At 37.0% G+C, this 19513-nt stretch carries 14 protein-coding genes; 4 read left to right on the top strand and 10 right to left on the bottom strand.

Features of this window, described 5'->3' with window-relative positions:
* The 4 genes from CHB68_RS02395 to tamL all read left to right on the top strand — a co-directional run bounded on the left by CHB68_RS02395 (position 1) and on the right by tamL (position 11979).
* Positions 1 to 2784, top strand: a complete 2784-nt coding sequence (locus CHB68_RS02395; RefSeq protein WP_089259192.1) for a M56 family metallopeptidase — start codon at positions 1 to 3, stop codon at positions 2782 to 2784.
* Positions 2785 to 2984: 200 nt separating this feature from the next.
* Complete coding sequence (locus CHB68_RS02390) at positions 2985 to 4088, top strand: DUF4407 domain-containing protein (RefSeq protein ID WP_089259190.1); 1104 nt, start codon at positions 2985 to 2987, stop codon at positions 4086 to 4088.
* 577 nt (positions 4089 to 4665) lie between these two features.
* On the top strand, positions 4666 to 9651 hold the full coding sequence (locus CHB68_RS02385; protein WP_089259188.1) for a translocation/assembly module TamB domain-containing protein: 4986 nt from the start codon (positions 4666 to 4668) through the stop codon (positions 9649 to 9651).
* 9 nt (positions 9652 to 9660) lie between these two features.
* Complete coding sequence (gene tamL, locus CHB68_RS02380) at positions 9661 to 11979, top strand: translocation and assembly module lipoprotein TamL (protein WP_245838761.1); 2319 nt, start codon at positions 9661 to 9663, stop codon at positions 11977 to 11979.
* A gap of 4 nt (positions 11980 to 11983) precedes the next feature.
* On the opposite strand, the gene CHB68_RS02375 is transcribed toward tamL, so the two are convergent.
* The 10 genes from CHB68_RS02375 to CHB68_RS02330 form a co-directional block, all read right to left on the bottom strand.
* The gene (locus CHB68_RS02375) at positions 11984 to 12985 is read right to left on the bottom strand and encodes a metal-dependent hydrolase (protein WP_089259184.1); all 1002 of its coding nucleotides are present in this window, start codon (positions 12983 to 12985) and stop codon (positions 11984 to 11986) included.
* Positions 12986 to 13039: 54 nt separating this feature from the next.
* Complete coding sequence (locus tag CHB68_RS02370; RefSeq protein ID WP_089259182.1) at positions 13040 to 14812, bottom strand: MutS-related protein; 1773 nt, start codon at positions 14810 to 14812, stop codon at positions 13040 to 13042.
* A gap of 136 nt (positions 14813 to 14948) precedes the next feature.
* Positions 14949 to 15440 carry an ExbD/TolR family protein gene (locus CHB68_RS02365; protein WP_089259180.1) on the bottom strand — a complete coding sequence of 164 codons (492 nt, stop codon included), beginning with the start codon at positions 15438 to 15440 and terminating at the stop codon, positions 14949 to 14951.
* A 4-nt stretch (positions 15441 to 15444) separates the two neighbouring features.
* Positions 15445 to 16059, bottom strand: coding sequence for an ExbD/TolR family protein (locus tag CHB68_RS02360; protein ID WP_089259178.1), 615 nt, complete (start codon positions 16057 to 16059; stop codon positions 15445 to 15447).
* Positions 16060 to 16181: 122 nt separating this feature from the next.
* A complete protein-coding gene (locus CHB68_RS02355; RefSeq protein ID WP_089259176.1) occupies positions 16182 to 16535 on the bottom strand; it encodes an MmcQ/YjbR family DNA-binding protein in 354 nt (117 codons plus the stop codon).
* A gap of 157 nt (positions 16536 to 16692) precedes the next feature.
* Complete coding sequence (locus CHB68_RS02350; RefSeq protein WP_089259174.1) at positions 16693 to 17244, bottom strand: GNAT family N-acetyltransferase; 552 nt, start codon at positions 17242 to 17244, stop codon at positions 16693 to 16695.
* A gap of 9 nt (positions 17245 to 17253) precedes the next feature.
* Complete coding sequence (locus CHB68_RS02345) at positions 17254 to 17649, bottom strand: Dabb family protein (RefSeq protein WP_089259172.1); 396 nt, start codon at positions 17647 to 17649, stop codon at positions 17254 to 17256.
* A gap of 23 nt (positions 17650 to 17672) precedes the next feature.
* Positions 17673 to 18293 (bottom strand): DUF4230 domain-containing protein, encoded by a 621-nt coding sequence (locus CHB68_RS02340; protein WP_089259170.1) that lies wholly within the window; start codon positions 18291 to 18293, stop codon positions 17673 to 17675.
* A complete protein-coding gene (locus tag CHB68_RS02335) occupies positions 18286 to 18645 on the bottom strand; it encodes a DUF4260 domain-containing protein (protein ID WP_089259168.1) in 360 nt (119 codons plus the stop codon). The genes CHB68_RS02340 and CHB68_RS02335 overlap by 8 nt, the downstream gene beginning before the upstream one ends.
* Before the next feature lie 2 nt (positions 18646 to 18647).
* The gene (locus CHB68_RS02330) at positions 18648 to 19394 is read right to left on the bottom strand and encodes a cyclase family protein (protein WP_089259166.1); all 747 of its coding nucleotides are present in this window, start codon (positions 19392 to 19394) and stop codon (positions 18648 to 18650) included.
* Between the last annotated feature and the right edge of the window lie 119 nt (positions 19395 to 19513).

Here is a 19513-nt window from a genome sequence, read left to right as displayed (position 1 = left end):
ATGATAGCCTTCCTAATAAAATCCGCTGCCTGCATGGCCATATTTCTGGCCTTTTACAAATTATTTTTGGAAAAGGAAAGCATGCATTTCTTTAAACGCTATTTCCTATTGGCCGCAATAGCCTGTAGCTTTGTAATACCGGCCATTGTTTTTACTGAGGTAATCTACATAGAACCCATTTCCAATTCCTTTACACCAACAGAGGATTATAGTTTAGAAACTTACCACGCACCTAGTATAGCATCTATAGACTATACCTATTGGTCCCTACTTACTATATATGTTCTAGGCGTTCTATTCTTTAGCCTTAAATTTTTCAAGAATCTCTATCAGATTAAAAAAACAATACAGAACAATCCCAAGCAGCAGACAAATAGCATTATAAAAGTTTTATTATCGTTACAAATTGTACCCCATACCTTTTTCAATTATATCTTTTTGAACAAACAGAAATTTGAAGCAAATGAAATACCGCCCGCAGTTTTATTACATGAAGAAACACATGCAAAACAAAAACATAGCATAGATATTTTGGTATTGGAAATACTGCAAATAGTATGCTGGTTTAACCCACTTATCTATCTATTTAAAAAATCAATAAAATTAAACCACGAATTTTTAGCGGATAGTGCCGTATTGAACAACGGACTAGAAAAAAGCGATTATCAAAAAATATTATTGGCATTCTCATCAAATGCCGTAGAACCACAATTGGCAAATGCCATCAATTATTCATCAATCAAAAAACGATTTACAGTCATGAAAAAAGAAACATCAAGAAAAGGCATTGTCCTCAGAAGTACATTTCTATTACCTATACTGGCTATATTATTATTAAGCTTTAGTGAAACTAAAACTGAATTTAAAGAGCTTAAAAAGCTAGAGGGGTTTAAAACAAGTGCGAATTTAAAAGATTTCACAAGAACAGTAGAAGTCGCTGGATTAGTTATAGATTCTAAAACTTTATCCCCTATATCCCATGCAAAATTATATGATAAATTTGGAAATTTAATCTCAACTACTGATTCCAAAGGTTATTATAATATTGAGTTTGATAATTTGGAAAGTGGTGAAATAATGTTTGAATATTTGATATCAAAAAATGGTTATAAACAAGTTTATCAAAAAGAACATTGGGGAAATTTAAATGGTAAAATAGCATCCTGTATTATTATTGGGTTGAAGGAAAACAAATCAAATGCCCCTGAATTTTCTGACTTATATACAAACATTCAAGATCTTTCCTATGAATCTGTATATGCAAATTTCGTCAAGACAGAAAGACAATTTGAATTCAATAAAAAAATTGAAAGAGCTAAAAAAGACAACCAAGACATTGTTATTGAAATAGATGACAATTTGTTTTTAGTTAGTGACACCGGATGGATTAAAGTAAATTCAAAAAATGATGTCATTGCTATAGATAACAAAAAATTTATCCCGGTAAGTCTTGTAAATAAGGTTTTGAAAAGATCAGACATAAAAGGCATGACTCCTTTAAATTCATTAAATAATGCAAGTTTTGCACTATTCACGTCATTAGAAAATTTTTTAAATCATCAAAATGGTCAATTTTCTAATTCAGATTTTAAAAAATACAACACCTTAGCCAAAAAATATAATGCCATACCAATTGAAAAAAGGATTATTCCTTTAAAAGACTTGAAGATACTAGAAACCATTTACCGCAGTCTAAGTGCGGAGCAGAAAGCACAGGCCCTACCTTTTCCAGAATGTTTACCCAAGCATGGACAGCAAAAGTCTACTAAGGAAATTACGATAAATATCAATGACAAGGGGGCATTATTGGTTAACGGCTATAATGTTGAACTTAAGGATCTGTCTAACTTTCTAGCACGGTACAACACTAATATTGCTATGGAGGAAAGAAAAAAGACCATAAGCTCGTATATCGTAATTACCCCAAAATCACCAAAGGGTATTATAAAAAAAGTTGAAAAAATCCTATCGGATTATGGCGTTGCAACTATTGACATCTTAGGAAATAACGACCCCTCAAGCTCTAACCAGCAAAAAAATGCCTCTACCAAACAAGTATCCCAATACAATGCATTGGCCAAAAAATACAATAAAATGTTAGGAAAAAATGGCAACGTTAGAATTCTAAAATCAGATGTAGACCAAATGACCTATATCTATGGCATCATGTCCGACAAACAAAAAGAGTCAGCACAGCCTTTTCCAGATTTTCCTGAGCCACCACCAGCACCTGAGGCTCCAGAAGAACCTAAGGCTCCAAAAGTTTTAAAAGAGGAAAAAGGTAATATCCCGCTTCCACCGCCCCCACCAGCTCCTAAATCTCCTTTGGATTTTGTGGTTGAAATGGCTAAAAAGGGCGCCACGTTTATGTATGAAGGAGACAATATCTCCTCGGACAAAGCCATAGATCTTATGAAGAACAACAAAGAATTGAATATAGATTCGCGTACCAAAAATGGTGAGCAGGTTATTAAAATAACCAAAGACCCTATTCTAATTAGTATCGGTCAAGAAGCTTCAACTAATAAAAATGTCAACACTTATATTAAGGAAAGAAATAAATTATTGAACTACATTAAAGTAAATAACATAGATTACCCAGTAGGTTATTTAGCATTGTCCAAACTTGAACAAACAGAATTTAATAAAATTCAACAGGCCATGTTTCAAGCTTATATGTATTTATCTGAAAATGAAAAACAATCTGCTCCAAAAATATTACCTCCCCCACCTAGTGCCAAAATGTACAAACTGGAAGATGGGAAGGTTGTAAAAAAAGTTTAAAAAAGTTCAAGTCACCTTATTTCCTGTGTAAAAAAACAAGTTACCATAGGTTAAAACTAATTGAAACTTATAACAATAGAATAGTTATAACGTCAAACATATGTTAAAGCCCTCTTTACGAGGGCTTTTTGCGTACCAAAAACAAAATAGTTACGTTCACCCATTATAGACGTTCATCAATCAAAAACAAATCAATCATCATGATACAGCAATTTTTCATCCTTTGTTCCGGAGCAGATGCCGAACTTTTACAAACCTGTTCCAAAGGCGAACAAAATAAATACGCCGGTATTGGCGCAACCGTATTCTTTACGGCGGTAATGGCATTCATTGCCAGTAGCTACGCCCTTTATACGGTATTTGACAATGTGTACACCTCCATATTCTTTGGTCTTATTTGGGGGCTTCTAATTTTTAACCTAGACCGTTATATTGTTAGCACAATAAAGAAGAGAAATACGTTTAGCCAAGAATTTTTACAGGCCGTACCACGTATTATCCTCGCCATTATCATTGCCATAGTTATTTCAAAGCCATTGGAAATGAAAATTTTTGAAAAGGAAATCAATCAGGTGTTATTGGAACAAAAAAATGAAATGACCTTGGCCAACAAAGAACAATTGGCATTACAATACACCCCTAAAATTGAAGGACTAAATCAAGAAATCTCTGCATTAAAAACAGAAATAGCTACCAAAGAGGCCCAAACAAATGCACTTTACGACATTTACATCAACGAAGCAGAAGGTACGGCCGGTACCAAGCTTTTGGGCAAAGGACCTGTATATGCGGAAAAGCGCGAAAAACATGATGCCGCCTTGGCCGAATTAAATGCTCTTAAAGAAACAAACTCAGAGAAAATAACCGGTTTAGAAACACAGATTACCGCTTTGGACACGGAGTATGCAGAAGTCGTTAAAGAAAGCCAACCCATCATTGATGGTTTTGACGGATTAATGGCAAGGATTACAGCTTTGAACGAGCTACCCTGGTTGCCATCGTTCTTTATCTTCTTACTATTCCTGGCCATTGAAACTTCCCCGATCATTGCCAAACTATTGGCCCCTAAGGGCGAATATGATATAAAACTGGAGGAACAGGAAAGTATACTTGCTACCTGGGTGACCCAAAAATTAGAACAACGAAAATTAATTCTTGCTACAGATGGGGAAATCAATCAAAAAATTTATGAGGACTTAAAGGGAGAAGAGGAACTTTATGGCTACAAAAAGAAAAAGGCGGAAGAATTGCTCCGCTTACAGGCCAATAGTTTCCACGACACCCAAGTAAAAGGCCTAAAATGAAAAAAGACCAATATTGCTATTGGCCCTTTTAAGGATTTGGGGGAACTACCTTAATTAACTAATAATCGTTTCTAAAATTAATTCGGTGTTGGTCACCTGCATATTAGAAATTTCATATACATTTTCTTGAGTCGTTGTTTCAAAATATCCTAAACTTCTTTTCATATTCGTTGCTTTAATTACGTATCCTTTTATGTGTTAGTTTCTAATTACACTCCAAAAGTAATCTGCTTTCTCAGACCAAAATCTCATTGTAAGCCCAAACCAAAATTACTATAGATAAATTGTCAATAAGTGTCGACGAATTTGTGGACCATCTAGTACGATGGCAAAAAAACGGTTCAATTAGCCATGTAGACAATCTTAAATTCAAATAAGTTAAATTTATATGGCGTGTGTCTTAACTTTGTCAACCTTATGTCATCACTTAAAGAAGAGAAGAAAAAGAAGCGACGTTTTTACAACCTTATCATCATCATAATTCTGTTATTGATTATAACAACCGGTTTTATGGTACAGCTAGGATAACGGTCCATGAAGGCCAACAATAGAAGATTAGCGTTTAATCGTTTCCCATATGACCAAATCAAAAAATAAAATCCTTACCTATTTAAAACGCTTCGGGAAAATTTTACTCGGCCTATTGGTTTTATTTTTTATTCTGGTATTGGTCATAAGAACACCTTGGGCACAAAATCTAATCGTTTCAAAAATTACCGATTACGTATCTGGGAAAACGAACACTACGGTTAAAGTTGATAAGCTATACCTTACCTTTTCCGGAAATGTACAGGCAGAAGGCATTTACTTGGAAGACACCAAGGGAGATACTTTATTATATTCATCTTCCTTGGAGGCCAATGTACCTATTTCCCCAATCCTGTTCAACAACCAATTTTCTATAGATAATATACATTCCAGCGGAGTGGTTGCCCGTATAAAAAGAGAAAAGAATACAGAGGCATACAACTTTTCATTTCTAATAGATGCCTTTGCAACTCCTATAGATAGTACTAAAACCACAAACTCTACCCCTATGGAAATTTCCATAGGAGATGCAATCCTAACCAATTGGAACCTTACTAGTAACGACGCGTATTTAGGTACAGAAATTAAATTGGCATTGGGTAGGTTGCTTTTTGATATTTCCGAATTTAATTTAGAGGAAATGATTTTTTCGTTGGATGATTTTTCGTTGGATAACACCCAGGTCACCTATTTACAATCACAACCCTTTCCAGAAACGAACGATACAACAAGCACAACCCTACCCCATATTAAGGCCAATGATTTCAATGTAAAGAATGTAAACATAAAGTATTCGTCCATTCCCGATGGCCTTAAAGCCCAAATTGCTTTAGGAACACTTACCCTTACGGATATGTTGGCAAATGTTGCCAACAGCCAATATGAAAGCAACAATGTAGTACTTTATGAATCTCAAGTACAACTAGATATCACTACAGCACAAAATAATCAATCAATAGAAAGTATTGAGGAAGGTTTTCAATGGCCTGCCATTATTTTAGACGTGCAGAACATAGACCTTAAACAAAATACCTTCACCTATAATTTAAACAATACACCAAGTCGCACTAACAGTTTTGACCCAAATGCATTTGAAATCCAACGTCTAAATTTTAAGGGCTCGGATTTTAAATATCAAAAAGAGCAGTTTAATTTAGAGGTTGAACAATTCTCATTGTATGAACCAAGTGGTATACGTTTAGACCAGTTGGCATTTAAAGCCGGGTTGACGGACACAAATGCCGAGTTACGTAACATGAACCTACAATTGAACCAGAGTTCGGCAAATGCCACAATGAACGTTCAATTTGAGTCCTTGGCAAAAGTTTTTAAAAATCCGCGGAACAGTGTGCTATCCGCCACAATATCCGACCTTATTTTAGAACTGGATGATGTAAAACACTTTGCACCCGCACTTGCTCAAAATCCATACATAGATTCATTGTCCGTACAACCCATTATAGGTTCGTTCAATGCCCAAGGCAATTTAAAAAAGGTAGATTCTTTTATGACGGACCTACGCTGGGGACCACACACCAACCTTATGGCATCTGGTTCCGTGAGCAACCTGACAGTACCAGATTCATTACATTACAATTTGAACGATATTACCATAAAGAGTACTGACAAGGATTTAAATAAATTTATATCGTCCAAAGAAACAGGTATTTCAATTCCCAATACTTTACTTGTTACAGGAAGCTTGTCCGGTGGTATGGACTGGATAAATCCCAATTTGGACCTCACTATTCCTGAAGGGTCGGCACATGTAAGCGCTAAAATTAATTTTGGCAATATGCTACGTTTTAACGGTAATGTAGCAATAGATAGTTTACAACTCAATCAACTATTAAAGAACGAACAATTGGGCAAACTATCAGTGACCCTAAGTGCAAAAGGTTCGGGTTCGGAACTATCCAATATAAATGCCGAAGTTAAGGGTACGGTTTCCCAATTTCAATTTAGCGGCTATTCATATGAAAATATCGGAATAAATGGCGACATGAAAAATGGCAATGGTACCCTTTCCGCCAAAATAAAAGACCCAAACTTAAATATGGACATTACATCTGTTTTAAAGTTGGCAACGGAACGGCAACAAGTTTCATTTTCTTCAACAATTATTGGCGCGGACCTACAGGAATTGGGGCTTACTAGGAACAATATTAAAATTGCAGCCAATATTAATGGGGACTATAGCGGCATACCTGCTAACTTCAATTTCAATACGACCATAGATAACGGTATAGCCATTGCGGACAATGAACAATATCAAGTAGCGACCATTTACCTGCAGGGGCATATAGAGGATACTATTACCGATGTCTCCATTAAAAGTGGATTTATAAACGGAGTACTTTCCTCCAATGCATCTCCCAATCGTATTACAACAGCATTGAAAAAGCAGTTGGAACATTATTTCTCACAAGATTCAACGGCCTATACTCCAGAAGATTCTATCGAGGCAAAACTAAACTTGGCGGTAATACCCACCCCAATTTTGTCCAAAGTGTTTTTAAACGGAATTCAAGAATTGGACTCCTTGAACATAGATGCCGGTTTTAATTCCAGAAAACAACTTATTTCGGCACAGGCCAACATTCCGCACTTGTCCTATGCGGGTAGTTCCGTAGATAGTTTAAACGCCTATGTAAAAGGAGATTCCCTAGACCTTAAATTTTCTGCCGGCATTGCAGATTTGTTGTATGAACCCATACATTTAAAACAGACCTATGTTGAAGGACGCTTAAAAAACAAGGAACTGTTATTGGACTTTGTGTCCAAAAATGATTCGGTTCAGGTAATGCATATTGCTTCTGCCTTGATATTTAAAAAAGATACCTTAACGTTACGCATAGACCCTACCGACTTGGTCCTGAACAAAAAACCATGGGAGATTCCTGAAGACAATAGGATAATGCTTGCGGAGAACCAGACCCAATTTCAAAATATAATATTGAACAGAAATGGCCAAAAACTAGAGGTTACCAACGCTATTCCTAACGTAGAAAAGGAACATATTGGAATTTTGTTCCAAAATTTCCAGTTACAGACTTTTTTAAGTCTCTTTAATCCAGATGAAGCATTGGCAAAAGGCAAGATAGAGGGTGATTTTATGATCATAAACCCTTATGCCGCTTCTGGTCTTGTTGCGGATATCAATATTATGGATTTTCAGGTGCTGCAAAATCCGCTAGGTACTTTAACGCTGGATGCGTCTTCCAAATCCTTGTCGCAATATGACTTTAATATGGCCTTAACGGATGGTGGCGCAGAACTAAAATTATCGGGTGACTATACGGCAAGGGAACAAACGGCCGACCTAAATCTTAAATTGGATATTAAAAGATTGGAAGCCGCTGTTATACAAGGCTTTTCAAAGGAATTTCTTTCAAACCCCAAAGGATACCTTAGTGGTAACATGCTTGTTGGGGGTACGTTATCAGAACCAAAATATTCCGGTTCTTTAAATTTTCACGAATTTGGATTAAACTTGGCCGCATACAATACCGCATTACAGATTAACGACCAGTCCTTGAACCTAGATCAGGACAATATTAGCTTTAATAATTTTACTTTAACAGATGCCAATGAAGGCGCATTGTCCCTAAACGGTAAGGTACTCACCAAAAACCTGCTTAATCCCGGTTTTGACTTGAACCTCAAAACCGAAAGATTTAGGATACTTGACTCCAAAAAAGGAGATGACGAACTTGTATATGGCATTGCAAGCATTAAGGCCGATGTAAATGTTACCGGAAATCTAGAAATGCCGGTCATTAACGGCAAGGTACGTATAAGGGATATTACGGACCTTACCTACGTAGTTCCACAGAACCAATTGGATATTCAAGAACGTGACGGGGTGGTCATATTTGTAAACAGGGACAATCCCGATGCAATTTTAACCAGAAATGATGGTGAAGCGGCAAGTTCCTTTTTTGCCGGAATGGATATAAGCACCACATTGGAAATAGGCAATGAAGCTACCTTTACTATAGTATTGGATGAAAAAACCCAAGATAAACTACAGGCATCCGGTGATGCCACCCTTAAATTAAATATTGACCCAAACCAAGATATACGATTATCGGGCAGGTTAGAATTAAATTCCGGTTTCTACCGCACCAGCCTGTATAACTTGGTAAGCAGGGAATTTCAATTACAACAAGGCAGCAGCATCGTATGGAGTGGTGACCCATATGATGCCAAAATGGACGTTACGGCAATTTATGAAATTGAAACCTCCGCAGCACCGTTAATGTCAGCCATAAGTTATGGTCAGGATACAGGGGTATCAAGCAAATACCAACAATCTGCACCATTTCTGGTCTACTTGAATATTGATGGACAACTTATAGAACCCGAACTTTCGTTTGGTCTGGATATGCCAGAAAAGGCGCAAGGCAATTTTGGAGGTGCAGTGTATGGTCGTATTCAGCAATTGAACGAGCAAGAATCGGAACTGAACAAGCAAGTTTTTTCACTTTTGGCCCTAAATCGTTTTTACCCTACAACAGGTAGTGATGGCAGCAATGGCGGTGCAATAACCATTGCCAGAAACAATGTAAACAAAGTGCTTTCCAGTGAGCTTAATAGTATTTCCAATAAATTATTGGGCAATACAGGATTTGAACTTGGGTTTGATCTTGACAGTTTCCAAGATTATGAGACAGGTAGTGCACAAAACCGTACTCAACTCAATATCAATGCCAGTAAAAAATTATTTGATGATAGGTTAATTGTAACCGCCGGTAGTGCCGTGGATGTAGAAGGTAGCGCGGCTTCTTCTGATACGGCCACACCTATTATTGGTAACGTTACGTTGGAATATCTGTTAAGCGAAGAAGGAACCTATAGACTTAAGGGCTTTAGAAGGCAAGAATATCAAAATATTATTGACGGACAGCTCATTGTAACGGGGGTTGCGTTTATTTTTGACCGTGAGTTCAACAAGTTCAGTCAATTGTTCAGCCCTTTAAAAAAAGATGATAAGTCAAAAAAGGATACAACGAATAAAAATGTTAAAAACTAAGGTATCATATTGAAAAAATTACCCACATATAAATTACTATATGCTTTAGCAATATTGCTCTTAGCTTCCTGTGGCATAGAAAAATTTATTCCGGAAGGGGAACAATTATACACCGGCGCACAATTAGATCTGGAGACCGGCGGCAATATAAAAGACCTAAAGGAAGTAAGAACCGAACTGTACAATCTTATAGAACCCAATCCCAATACCACATTTTTAGGAATGAAACCGGCATTGTTCTTTCATTATAAGGCTCAACGTAAAAAGCCAGGGTTTATATATAGATTCCTGAACAAATCCTTTGGGGAAGAACCTGTTTATTTTTCAAGGGTAAATCCAGAACGTGTAGAAGAATTGATTCTAAACAGATTGGACAACAATGGCTTTTTTTATAGCCGTACCGATTCTGAAACCCAAATGGAGGGTAAATTTGCCTCGGTCGATTATTCCGCTGTATTGCCAGACCCTTATGTCTTGGAAAACTATACGTTAGAAACAGATTCATTACCCATTTATAAGGAAATAGAACAAATGTTGCCGGAAACGGTCCTATCTAAAGGAGACCGCTTTGACCTTAACTTGTTAAAAGCAGAAAGGGCACGTCTTAACAATGGCCTTAAACAAAAAGGATATTATAATAGCCAAGAAGATTTATTGATATTTGAAGCCGATACCAATCAATATCAGAACAGAAAATTTGACCTGTTTCTCAGGCTTAAAAAAGACGTACCCTCAAGGGCGGCCATTCCATATACCATTGATTCTATTACGGTATATCCCAATTATTCCATTGAAGGGGATACGTTACCATTATCCGCCCAAAATACCACTCAGGTAGACGGTATTGACTTTGTACAGAACGAGCTTTATTTTAAACCAAGCTTGTTGGAATCCTATATCCTGTTCAATGAAGGTGATTTATATGATGCCAATAGTTCCAAACTTACAAGTAACCGACTTTCCGCCCTGGGCAGCTACAAATTTGTAAATATTCAATACACGGAACTGGACACAACCGCAACCGATGGTGATGGGGGTTCCTTGGCCGCGGACATATACTTGGCACCGTTGACAAAACGGTCCGTACGGGCAGAGCTACAGACGGTATCAAAATCTAACGGATTTACAGGACCAGGGCTGGTATTGACCTATCATAACAGAAATCTTTTCAATGGTGGAGAAACCCTAAGCCTGTCCACAAATTTATCGTATGAGGCCCAATTGTCCAGCGGAGACAATTCCAATCTTAGCAGTATTGCTGCGGGCGTAAAGGCAGATCTGATCATTCCAAGATCCATTCCGTTCTCCCCAAAACGATTTAAATATGCCGTACCCAAAACTAAAATCTCATTGGGGCTGGACTTCCTACAACGTAGTCAATTATTTACGCTAAGCTCCGTTAATTCATCATTTGGTTATACCTGGAAAGAAAATCAATATGTCTTTCATCAATTGGACCCGATAAGCATAAATTACTCAAGACTCTCAAATGTCACTGATGAATTTCAGACCATTCTGGATGATAATCCGTTCTTAAGAAGAAGTTTTGACCAACGCTTTATTGCCGGACTCATGTACGGGTTTACCTATGATGAAGTTTCCGATATTGGAAAGGAATATCCCTTGTATTTTTCTACCAATATAGATTTGGCAGGAAATCTTTTTAGTTTGATCAGTAGTTCAAATACAATTTTTGGGGCGGAATTTGCGCAGTACGCTAAAGTAGTTACAGATCTACGTTTTTATATGCGATGGCAAAAAGAACGCACCCTGGTATCACGACTGTATGCCGGTTGGGGCGTTCCTTACGGCAATAGTGAAACCATGCCGTTTGTAAAACAGTTTTTTTCCGGTGGCCCCTATAGTGTGCGTGCATTCAATATACGCTCGTTAGGTCCAGGAAATTTCAATGCTGAAACAGAAAATTCCTCCACGGACTATTTTGATCGCTCCGGGAATTTAAAACTGGAAGCCAATGTGGAATATAGATTTCCCCTATTCTCCTATTTAAAAGGCGCATTTTTTATTGATGCGGGAAATGTTTGGTTAACGGGAGATTATTCTGAGCTTGAGGTTGACCAACAGAACAGTACATTCTCACAAACCCTGTTTACCGATGGAAAATTTGAAAAAGACTGGTTGACAGAAGTTGCCGTAGGGGTTGGTTTTGGCATGCGTTTGGACATTCAAAATTTTGTGATCAGGTTAGATTTGGCATCGCCCTTACGCGTTCCTTACTTGCCTAAGAACAACCGCTGGAATACACCATTTTTTAGCGATTTGGATAACAATATGACATTGAATTTTGCCATAGGTTACCCTTTTTAAACAATTAGTTTCCCATAATTCGTTGCCACAAAGAAGCCATTAAACGTTTAGCATCCTTCCTATTTTTTGGCATCTCCTTTACGGTAAGTCCATCTGTGGTCTCATTAAGTTGATAACTAAAGGCAAATTGATCTTCGGTAGTATCCATACTAATTAATCCAAACCGTAGATCGTTAATATATAATTTTCCTTCCTTTTCCGTTACTGTATACCATCCTTCAGTTATTGCAATTAACCGTTTAACCTTATCATCTGTAACCAAATTACCCAATAAATTATGATTTTTAGGATACGCTTTAAATGATATGGATTGCCTATCAAAAAAAGAATAATCCGCCATTAAATAGGCCTCTTCGGTATCAATATTTGCCATCCAAAGTATGGTATTAAAAGGTGCCGGTCTAGTATTCATTGCTGTATATGCTATACCATTTAAGGTTAAAGCCTCCTCAAATTTCTGATATGCCATTCCTTTTAAAAGTAAGGTAAGGGCCAAATATGAACTACTGATGATCAACCCTAGGCGAACCAATCTCTTACGTTTTACCGATGTTCTTTTTTTGAAAAGTATCAATACCAAACATATTAAAAACGGTATTGTATATAGAGGGTCAATTACAAAAATACTTTGAAAGGCAAGACGCGTAGAAAAGGGCCAGAACAATTGGGTACCCCATGTGGTAAAGGCGTCTAAAATAGGGTGGGTAAACAAACCCCAGAACATCAACCATGACCAGTCTTTCCATGTAGCCTCTTCCTTCCTATTCAACCTCCATACCAACCATCCAAATATAGGTGCAAACAGAACTGAAAAGAATATGGAGTGGGTAAACCCCCTGTGAATTTCCGTGGCAGTAACGGTATCAAAAATATAACGGGCCACAACATCCAAATCTGGAATAGTCCCTGCAATGGCCCCGTATAACAAGGCCTTATTCCCTACCTTTTTTCCTAACACAGCTTCGCCTACGGCCGCTCCTAGAACAATTTGCGTTAACGAATCCATAGTACCATTAAAAGTGTCATAATCTGTTCGTAAAGAAAATAAACCGTGTAATTATCATTCTACAATACCCATTTTCTTTAAAAGAAAGGAGGCGTTCATATTTTGGCAGATACCATCTTTAAAGGTATAATCAAAATGAAGTTCGTTATTGATGATTTCGGCATCAAAATAATGATTTTTCACGGTAGGATATGCTGTGGCCACTTCACAAAGGCTCAAATCATGTGTAGCAATTATACCCGTAGATTTACTCTTAACCAAACGCTCTACGAATTTTCTTGACCCCAAGGCTTTATCGGTACTATTGGTACCTTTTAATATCTCGTCCAAAACAATAAAATAACGGTCTGTTTGTATTTCATCAACAATATAGCGCAGGCGTTTTAATTCTGAAAAAAAATAGGATTCGTCATCGGTCAGGGAATCTGTGGTACGCATACTCGTTATTAATTTAATAGGGGAATAGTTCACTGCTTCGGCACAGACCGGAAGTCCCACATTTGCCATCATAATTTGAAGGGAAACCGTTCTTAAAAAGGTACTTTTCCCGGCCATGTTCGCCCCAGTGATGATAAAAAATTCTCCCCTATCAATGGAAATATCGTTCAACACACTTTTAGTTGGATCTAATAATGGATGTCCTGCCTGTTTGGAACGTAACACTTCCTTAGAATTTGTAATAGTAGGGTAGGTAAACGAAGTATGATTAAATGCATAGTTCCCTAAACTGCTATAAGCATCAAAAAAGGTTATGGTCTCAAACCAATTATGAACTTCCTGGCCATGCGCCGCAATCCATTTCTCAATAGCTAGGCAATCTACCAAGGAGCGCAGAAAAAATCCGTTTGCAATTAAAATATACAAGAGATTATTGTTACGATCCAAATTACCTAAGAGCGTCGCAAACTTTTTAAGCACTTTGGAGTTTTTTTCACCCTTACTAATAATTTTAGCTTGCCTATCCTTCAATAATGTTGATGTAAAAGTGGTGCGTTCAATCATGGCCAACAATTGATTGTACTGATCAAACGTAGACTTCAATTTAGTGGCATCTTGGCCCAATTTCATAACCTTTTTTGTAAACAACCCTACAATGATCATCCCCAAAGCCCACCACAAGATTAAAACCGATTCTGGTATAAAATCAAAAAAGTAGGCCAAGAAAACGGTAATGGACAACACGGAAAACACCAATGGTATATATTGCATTGCCTTAGGCACAAAAGGAACATAATTTGCCAGCCATTGGACTATGGTCTGTGTAGAAGTCTCTGTTTTGGTTAGTGATGCCATGGCCGAGAATTCTTGGCGCCAATCTATCATATGACCTATTTCTTTTATGGCCTCTTGCTTTTCTTCAATACCCTCAATAGCATTTTCCAAATAAATGTCCGCAAGCTTTTTGCTCCCTTCCAAAAGTTTGGTTCTATTGCTGATCTGGTAAAATGAACCTTCTCCAAAAAGGTCAATATCTTGGCTATAAAAATGTGCACTTTGTTTAAACTCTGCACCCGTAGAAAGTTTGGTATAATTACGTTCCAAGACCTGAAGTTCCAGAAGGTTAATGTCAACGAGCTCCTGGGCCTTTGCTTTCATGCTTTTAACATTGGCATGTTTGGTAACGAGGTACAAAAACAAGGGAATGCCAATCAATAATGTTCCAATGACATATTTAGCGTTTACACTGGCAAAATAAACTGCTACTGCGGTAAAAAGAAAAACCAACAACCGCAATGTACTTAAACCCTGTAGTTTTTGGTTGTATGCCGCCACCTGTTTTTCAAAATCCGCTACTCTCTGGGTATATAACTCCAATAAATTCTTCATTATGCCACTAACGTTTTATGTATGCAAAGATACTCTTAGAAATTGATAGCAGTAGCTCTTTTACAACTCATATAAAGCTATAATAGGAATTAGAAACAAATAAAATATTCAATGTAAAAATGTAGTGACAATTGGTTTATTGACTATGATCCAAATTATCAAATACATTTCCTTGATAAGTCGTATAATTTATTTTAAACAGATTTATAGACCTTAGTTTTTTCTTTATATCCTCTATAATACCCATTTTAACACCCACATCGGCCTTAAGGGAAACTGTTGCCACACCCCTTAAATGTTCTGGCATTTTCACCAATGCCTGTAGGGCATAATCCTCAACCTCATTTAAGGAAATAAATCTGTCCTCCATTTGAATCCTTGGTTCACTCCCTAAACTATTGTTCCCATCATTGGTAGGCTTACCTACATATATTTCTATGACACGATCCTTCTTATGTAACTTTTCAGATTCGGTAGCTTTTGGCAATGTATTGGCTACCAAAAGGTTTTGGTTTTTCATTACGGTTACCGTCATAAAGAAAAATAGCAGAATAAAAACAATATCAGGTAAGGATGCCGTGGACACGGGCGGAAGCGTTCTGTTTATGTTTTTTTTAAATTTGATCATAATCTTAATTATTTATGGATTCTGGTTCTAGAATTTTTTGGGGAAAGAGTTCCCTGATGATTTCAAGACGGTCCTTTAGTATTTCTTTCTTATCGTTTTTTATTTCCTCGCTGAAATATTCTCTATGTATTGCTTCGAAAGAAATGCCGAACATTCTTAAACTTTCCCTATTTCTTAAATGGTTGTATGCCGCAACAACCTCATTTTGGACGGCTACATAAACAGGATAACTAGTATTTCTTGATGACTTGATGGATATAATTGCCTTTGAAGGGTTTTCCGAAGAATCCTCCAAGCGGTCTCCTTTACAATACGTACAAAAATCATCATGATCTGCAGATAACCCTCCATTATCAATAAAAGAGATTACTTGGCCTTTAAGATTTTCAAGGTCAATTATATCGTCTTCTGCCAATATTTGATCATTGTCATTAATGACGATTTTAAAAATGTTCCGCTGCTTAATATCTATAATATCCTCATTTTCCGGAGGCATTAATCGATTTAAGCCTTCATCATTATCTATGGTAGTGGTGACCAAAAAAAATATCAACAATAAAAATGCGATATCCGCCATTGAGCCAGCGTTAACTTCTTGAGGTAATCTATGGTTTTTCATAAATAGTGCATTTTACTTGCACTATCAAGTACTAAAATTTAATTAACGTATAAAAACAACAATGAGCGAACACCCCATTTGAGTGAGTAAATGGGCTTTACAAATGAAATATTCAAGATTTTTTAAAGTGCATCTAAAGCAGCCTTTAACTTCTTGGTAAACTTGGAGACTACCAAGTGATAGGAATCATCAATAAGTTCCTTAATAAAATTTGGCGGCAAGCTTTCCAAATACACAGTGTTCCAATGCTTTTTACTCATGTGCCAAGCTTCAATAATACCGTCATGTGTCTCACGAAGTTCAATGGCCCTATCTGGGTCGCACTTGAGATTAACCTGTGAGGGTATGCGCTCAAGACCACATACTGCGAACATTTTGCCCATTACTTTAAATACCAAAGTTTTTTCATCAAACGGAAAGCCCTCAGTTACTCCTTTTTTAGCTAAGCAGTACTCCCTAAATTCTTCAATGTTCATTGCAATTTAGTATATAAAGGTTAGTATTTAGTACCCAGTAAAGAATGCTTATTGTGCTTAGTGAAAGATACATTGTACCATGTACGTTGTACTTCTTTCCTTAAACCTTTTATATAATCCTAACTTTTATTCCATTAAACAAAATGGATCAATACGTCTAGTTAGTCGTTGTTTTTGACCTTGCTAAATTCAAGAAATCCTGCATATTGCTCCAAACATATCTTGTCTTGTAAAAGATAGTATCTCCTATATCATCTGCCTTGACGGTATCCATTGCCTTACCTCCTAATCGTTCATAAAATGATATTGCCGGTTTGTTCGTGGTCAATACCCAAAGATAAAATCCATGACTATATTTTCCGATCAGGATTTCTTCTGCTAGTTTGCACATTAATTGTGTGCCAATGCCCTTGCCTTTTTCTTGACTGTTTACATGCAAATTATCCAAGTACGTGCCGTACACTGGGTGTTCATCAAAATAGGAACAAATAAACCCCAATAGACGGTCCTTTTCTACTGCCAAAAGAATATGCTGTGTATTTTTAGGATTTTGAAACCTTTTCTGCCAAACCCTTATTCGTTCGTCAAAAACCTCAACATCTAAAAAATGCGCACTAAAAGATTGCCTATAGTGTTTTTGCCAACTTAAGGCATGTAAATTTGCGATAGCCCTTGCATCTGTATCAACTGCATTTCTAAAAACCACCACAAATTAATTTTAAATACCCTTAGAATCGTAAACGATTACCTTGGACCACAGGTCGCTAGATTCCTCTATGAACAATTTATGAGGTGCTTCATCCTGGTAAGCTTGCTGAGCCTCATCAGATTCAAAAGTTACAATTAAGGAATAGGTAAAGGAACCATCTACAACATCTCTACTTGCTTTTGGAGGAGTACCAATAAATTTGGTCTTGGCATAACCGGAGTTGTCCAAAAATTTCTTTAAAGAAGTTTCAAATGCAGTGCGGTCAGCGGCATTGTCCGGATTTTTCAGCCAGAAAAATACCGTGTGCGTAAAGTTGGAATCAAAAGTTGTCATTTCATTTTCATTTTGACCAAAACTAAAATTGGTCATTAAGGTTATTGCAAGAATACAAATTATGTTTTTCATTTTTAAATAATAATAGGTTATGGTTACTGCTCTAACTTTTCTATTTGCCGTTGTGGAATCTTTAGTGCGGTATAATCTAATTTCCACCCTATGGTCTCTACAATTTTTTCCATGATCAGTACTGTTTGCAGTGCCTCTTTACGTGCACTCTCCATAAGTCCACTTTCTGGGATTTTCTCGCGGATATGGGTTTTGGCCTCAGCGTTCAACCTGGTCAAATCTTCCGGTACAAAAAAATTGAAAAACCCGCTTTTAATATCATAAAATTCCAGTTCAGGCTCAATGCTCAACACTTCTGGTTGCGGAAAATTATCCAAAACGATCAACTTTTTTTCTTCGTCTGCGTGCATCATTAATTTATTCAAATCATACCCTATATGTGCCTTAGCCTTAATGACGACCAAGGCCTTTTTCTTACTACTGACCAAGCTCATGAAATCCTTTACATTTTCATACTTATAGATTTCCGCAAAATCACCTTCAATGGAAATGAGCTTACATACACTTTTCATTTTTTCCAACAATACCGTAGATTGATGCGTTGTAATCTCCTTGGATTTCTTTCCCTTAAAAAAGGTAAAGACCCAATACGTACCAATGGCTCCTAATATTAAACCTAAAAATGTATCGAATATATTATCCATTTGTGTTTCCTATTTCACCCAAGTGGGTAAACTTAAATCCTTTTTCATATTTAAGTCCGTACCCAAAGATACGGTCCATGGCCGTATGGATGAAAAGAATTGTACCTATTAATTGCACAATGGGCAACATAAAATAGATACCTACAAAATATAAAAGTACCGCTACGCCCCTATGGTGCGCAATATTATAACATACCGCCCCTACTTTGGAACCAAAGAGATAACCAACCATAGAAACATCCGGAACCAAGATCAAGGCCGGCAGCCACCACCATGAATACCCTAACAGACCAAACATAAATATGCCCAGTACCATAAGTGTTACTTCTTCAAGTTTTAATAGGTTTTTCATAATTATAAAATTTTATACATTACCGGTCTACTGGGACTTGCGTCATTTTCAAAAGGGGCTATTTGAAGGTTTAAAAAGTAGGGACCATCCTTAATGGCATCTTCTACATAGACAAACTCCGTTATGGTTGCCCTCAATCGTGTTTTCCCGTTATAATTCCAAAAAGCTTTGTGTGCCAAAAGATTTCCATCATCTTTTTCCTTATCTACAGAAGGTAGGTCTATTAATAGATGTTCCACTCCTGAATCCCGTATATATTCCATGGCATCCTCTAAGATATAAGGTGGATTGGTATGTGAGTATTTTCGGTATAGCTTGTCACTACTATTGGGTAATGTACGTATGATCAACGCTTGGGGCCGGTTGGCATTCATGGACTCTACTACTTGTTGTCTAGTGATGACCAAATCCCCATTTTTTTCTTGCGGTGTAATCGTAATCAATTCTGCAAAATGAAAGAATTGATGTACCTGCTGATTTATAGACTGGTGTTCCTTGGAAATATGACCTATGCATTCCGTATGGGTACCATGGGCATGCGGATTAAAATTAATGTCAAAAAAATTAGTAGAAGACCCACTTGCTATGGCCCCTACAAAGTTGCCATCAACATGTGGTGCTATTTTTGGAGGTCCTACATACCAGGCATTTACGTTCTTATCATTGCCGGATATTGCAATGGAGATATCTAACGGTTCAGAAAGGTCAATTTGGTATTCCTTGTGGTTATGATGAATTATTGCTTTCATTTTCAAATGGACCGGTGATCGTTGATTATAGCTGGTTGATTCAATGCAGAAAATTACAACATTTTAACCTGTTTCCGATAACAAAGGCTGAAGATGGCCCTAATTTGAAAATCTTATAT

Origin of the sequence: Maribacter sedimenticola (assembly GCF_900188415.1) — a bacterium.
GTDB lineage: Bacteria > Bacteroidota > Bacteroidia > Flavobacteriales > Flavobacteriaceae > Maribacter > Maribacter sedimenticola.
Note: the sequence above shows the minus strand (reverse complement) of the source record. Positions and strands in the feature narration are given on the sequence as shown.

Excerpts from the sequence above, each read along its gene's own strand:
- CHB68_RS02385 (WP_089259188.1), top strand. The coding sequence starts at position 4,666 with ATGACCAAATCAAAAAATAAAATCCTTACCTATTTAAAACGCTTCGGG.
- CHB68_RS02370 (WP_089259182.1), bottom strand. The coding sequence starts at position 14,812 with ATGAAGAATTTATTGGAGTTATATACCCAGAGAGTAGCGGATTTTGAA.
- CHB68_RS02395 (WP_089259192.1), top strand. The coding sequence starts at position 1 with ATGATAGCCTTCCTAATAAAATCCGCTGCCTGCATGGCCATATTTCTG.
- CHB68_RS02375 (WP_089259184.1), bottom strand. The coding sequence starts at position 12,985 with ATGGATTCGTTAACGCAAATTGTTCTAGGAGCGGCCGTAGGCGAAGCT.
- CHB68_RS02360 (WP_089259178.1), bottom strand. The coding sequence starts at position 16,059 with ATGAAAAACCATAGATTACCTCAAGAAGTTAACGCTGGCTCAATGGCG.
- CHB68_RS02340 (WP_089259170.1), bottom strand. The coding sequence starts at position 18,293 with ATGGATAATATATTCGATACATTTTTAGGTTTAATATTAGGAGCCATT.
- CHB68_RS02390 (WP_089259190.1), top strand. The coding sequence starts at position 2,985 with ATGATACAGCAATTTTTCATCCTTTGTTCCGGAGCAGATGCCGAACTT.
- CHB68_RS02355 (WP_089259176.1), bottom strand. The coding sequence starts at position 16,535 with ATGAACATTGAAGAATTTAGGGAGTACTGCTTAGCTAAAAAAGGAGTA.
- CHB68_RS02335 (WP_089259168.1), bottom strand. The coding sequence starts at position 18,645 with ATGAAAAACCTATTAAAACTTGAAGAAGTAACACTTATGGTACTGGGC.
- CHB68_RS02345 (WP_089259172.1), bottom strand. The coding sequence starts at position 17,649 with ATGAAAAACATAATTTGTATTCTTGCAATAACCTTAATGACCAATTTT.
- CHB68_RS02365 (WP_089259180.1), bottom strand. The coding sequence starts at position 15,440 with ATGATCAAATTTAAAAAAAACATAAACAGAACGCTTCCGCCCGTGTCC.
- CHB68_RS02330 (WP_089259166.1), bottom strand. The coding sequence starts at position 19,394 with ATGAAAGCAATAATTCATCATAACCACAAGGAATACCAAATTGACCTT.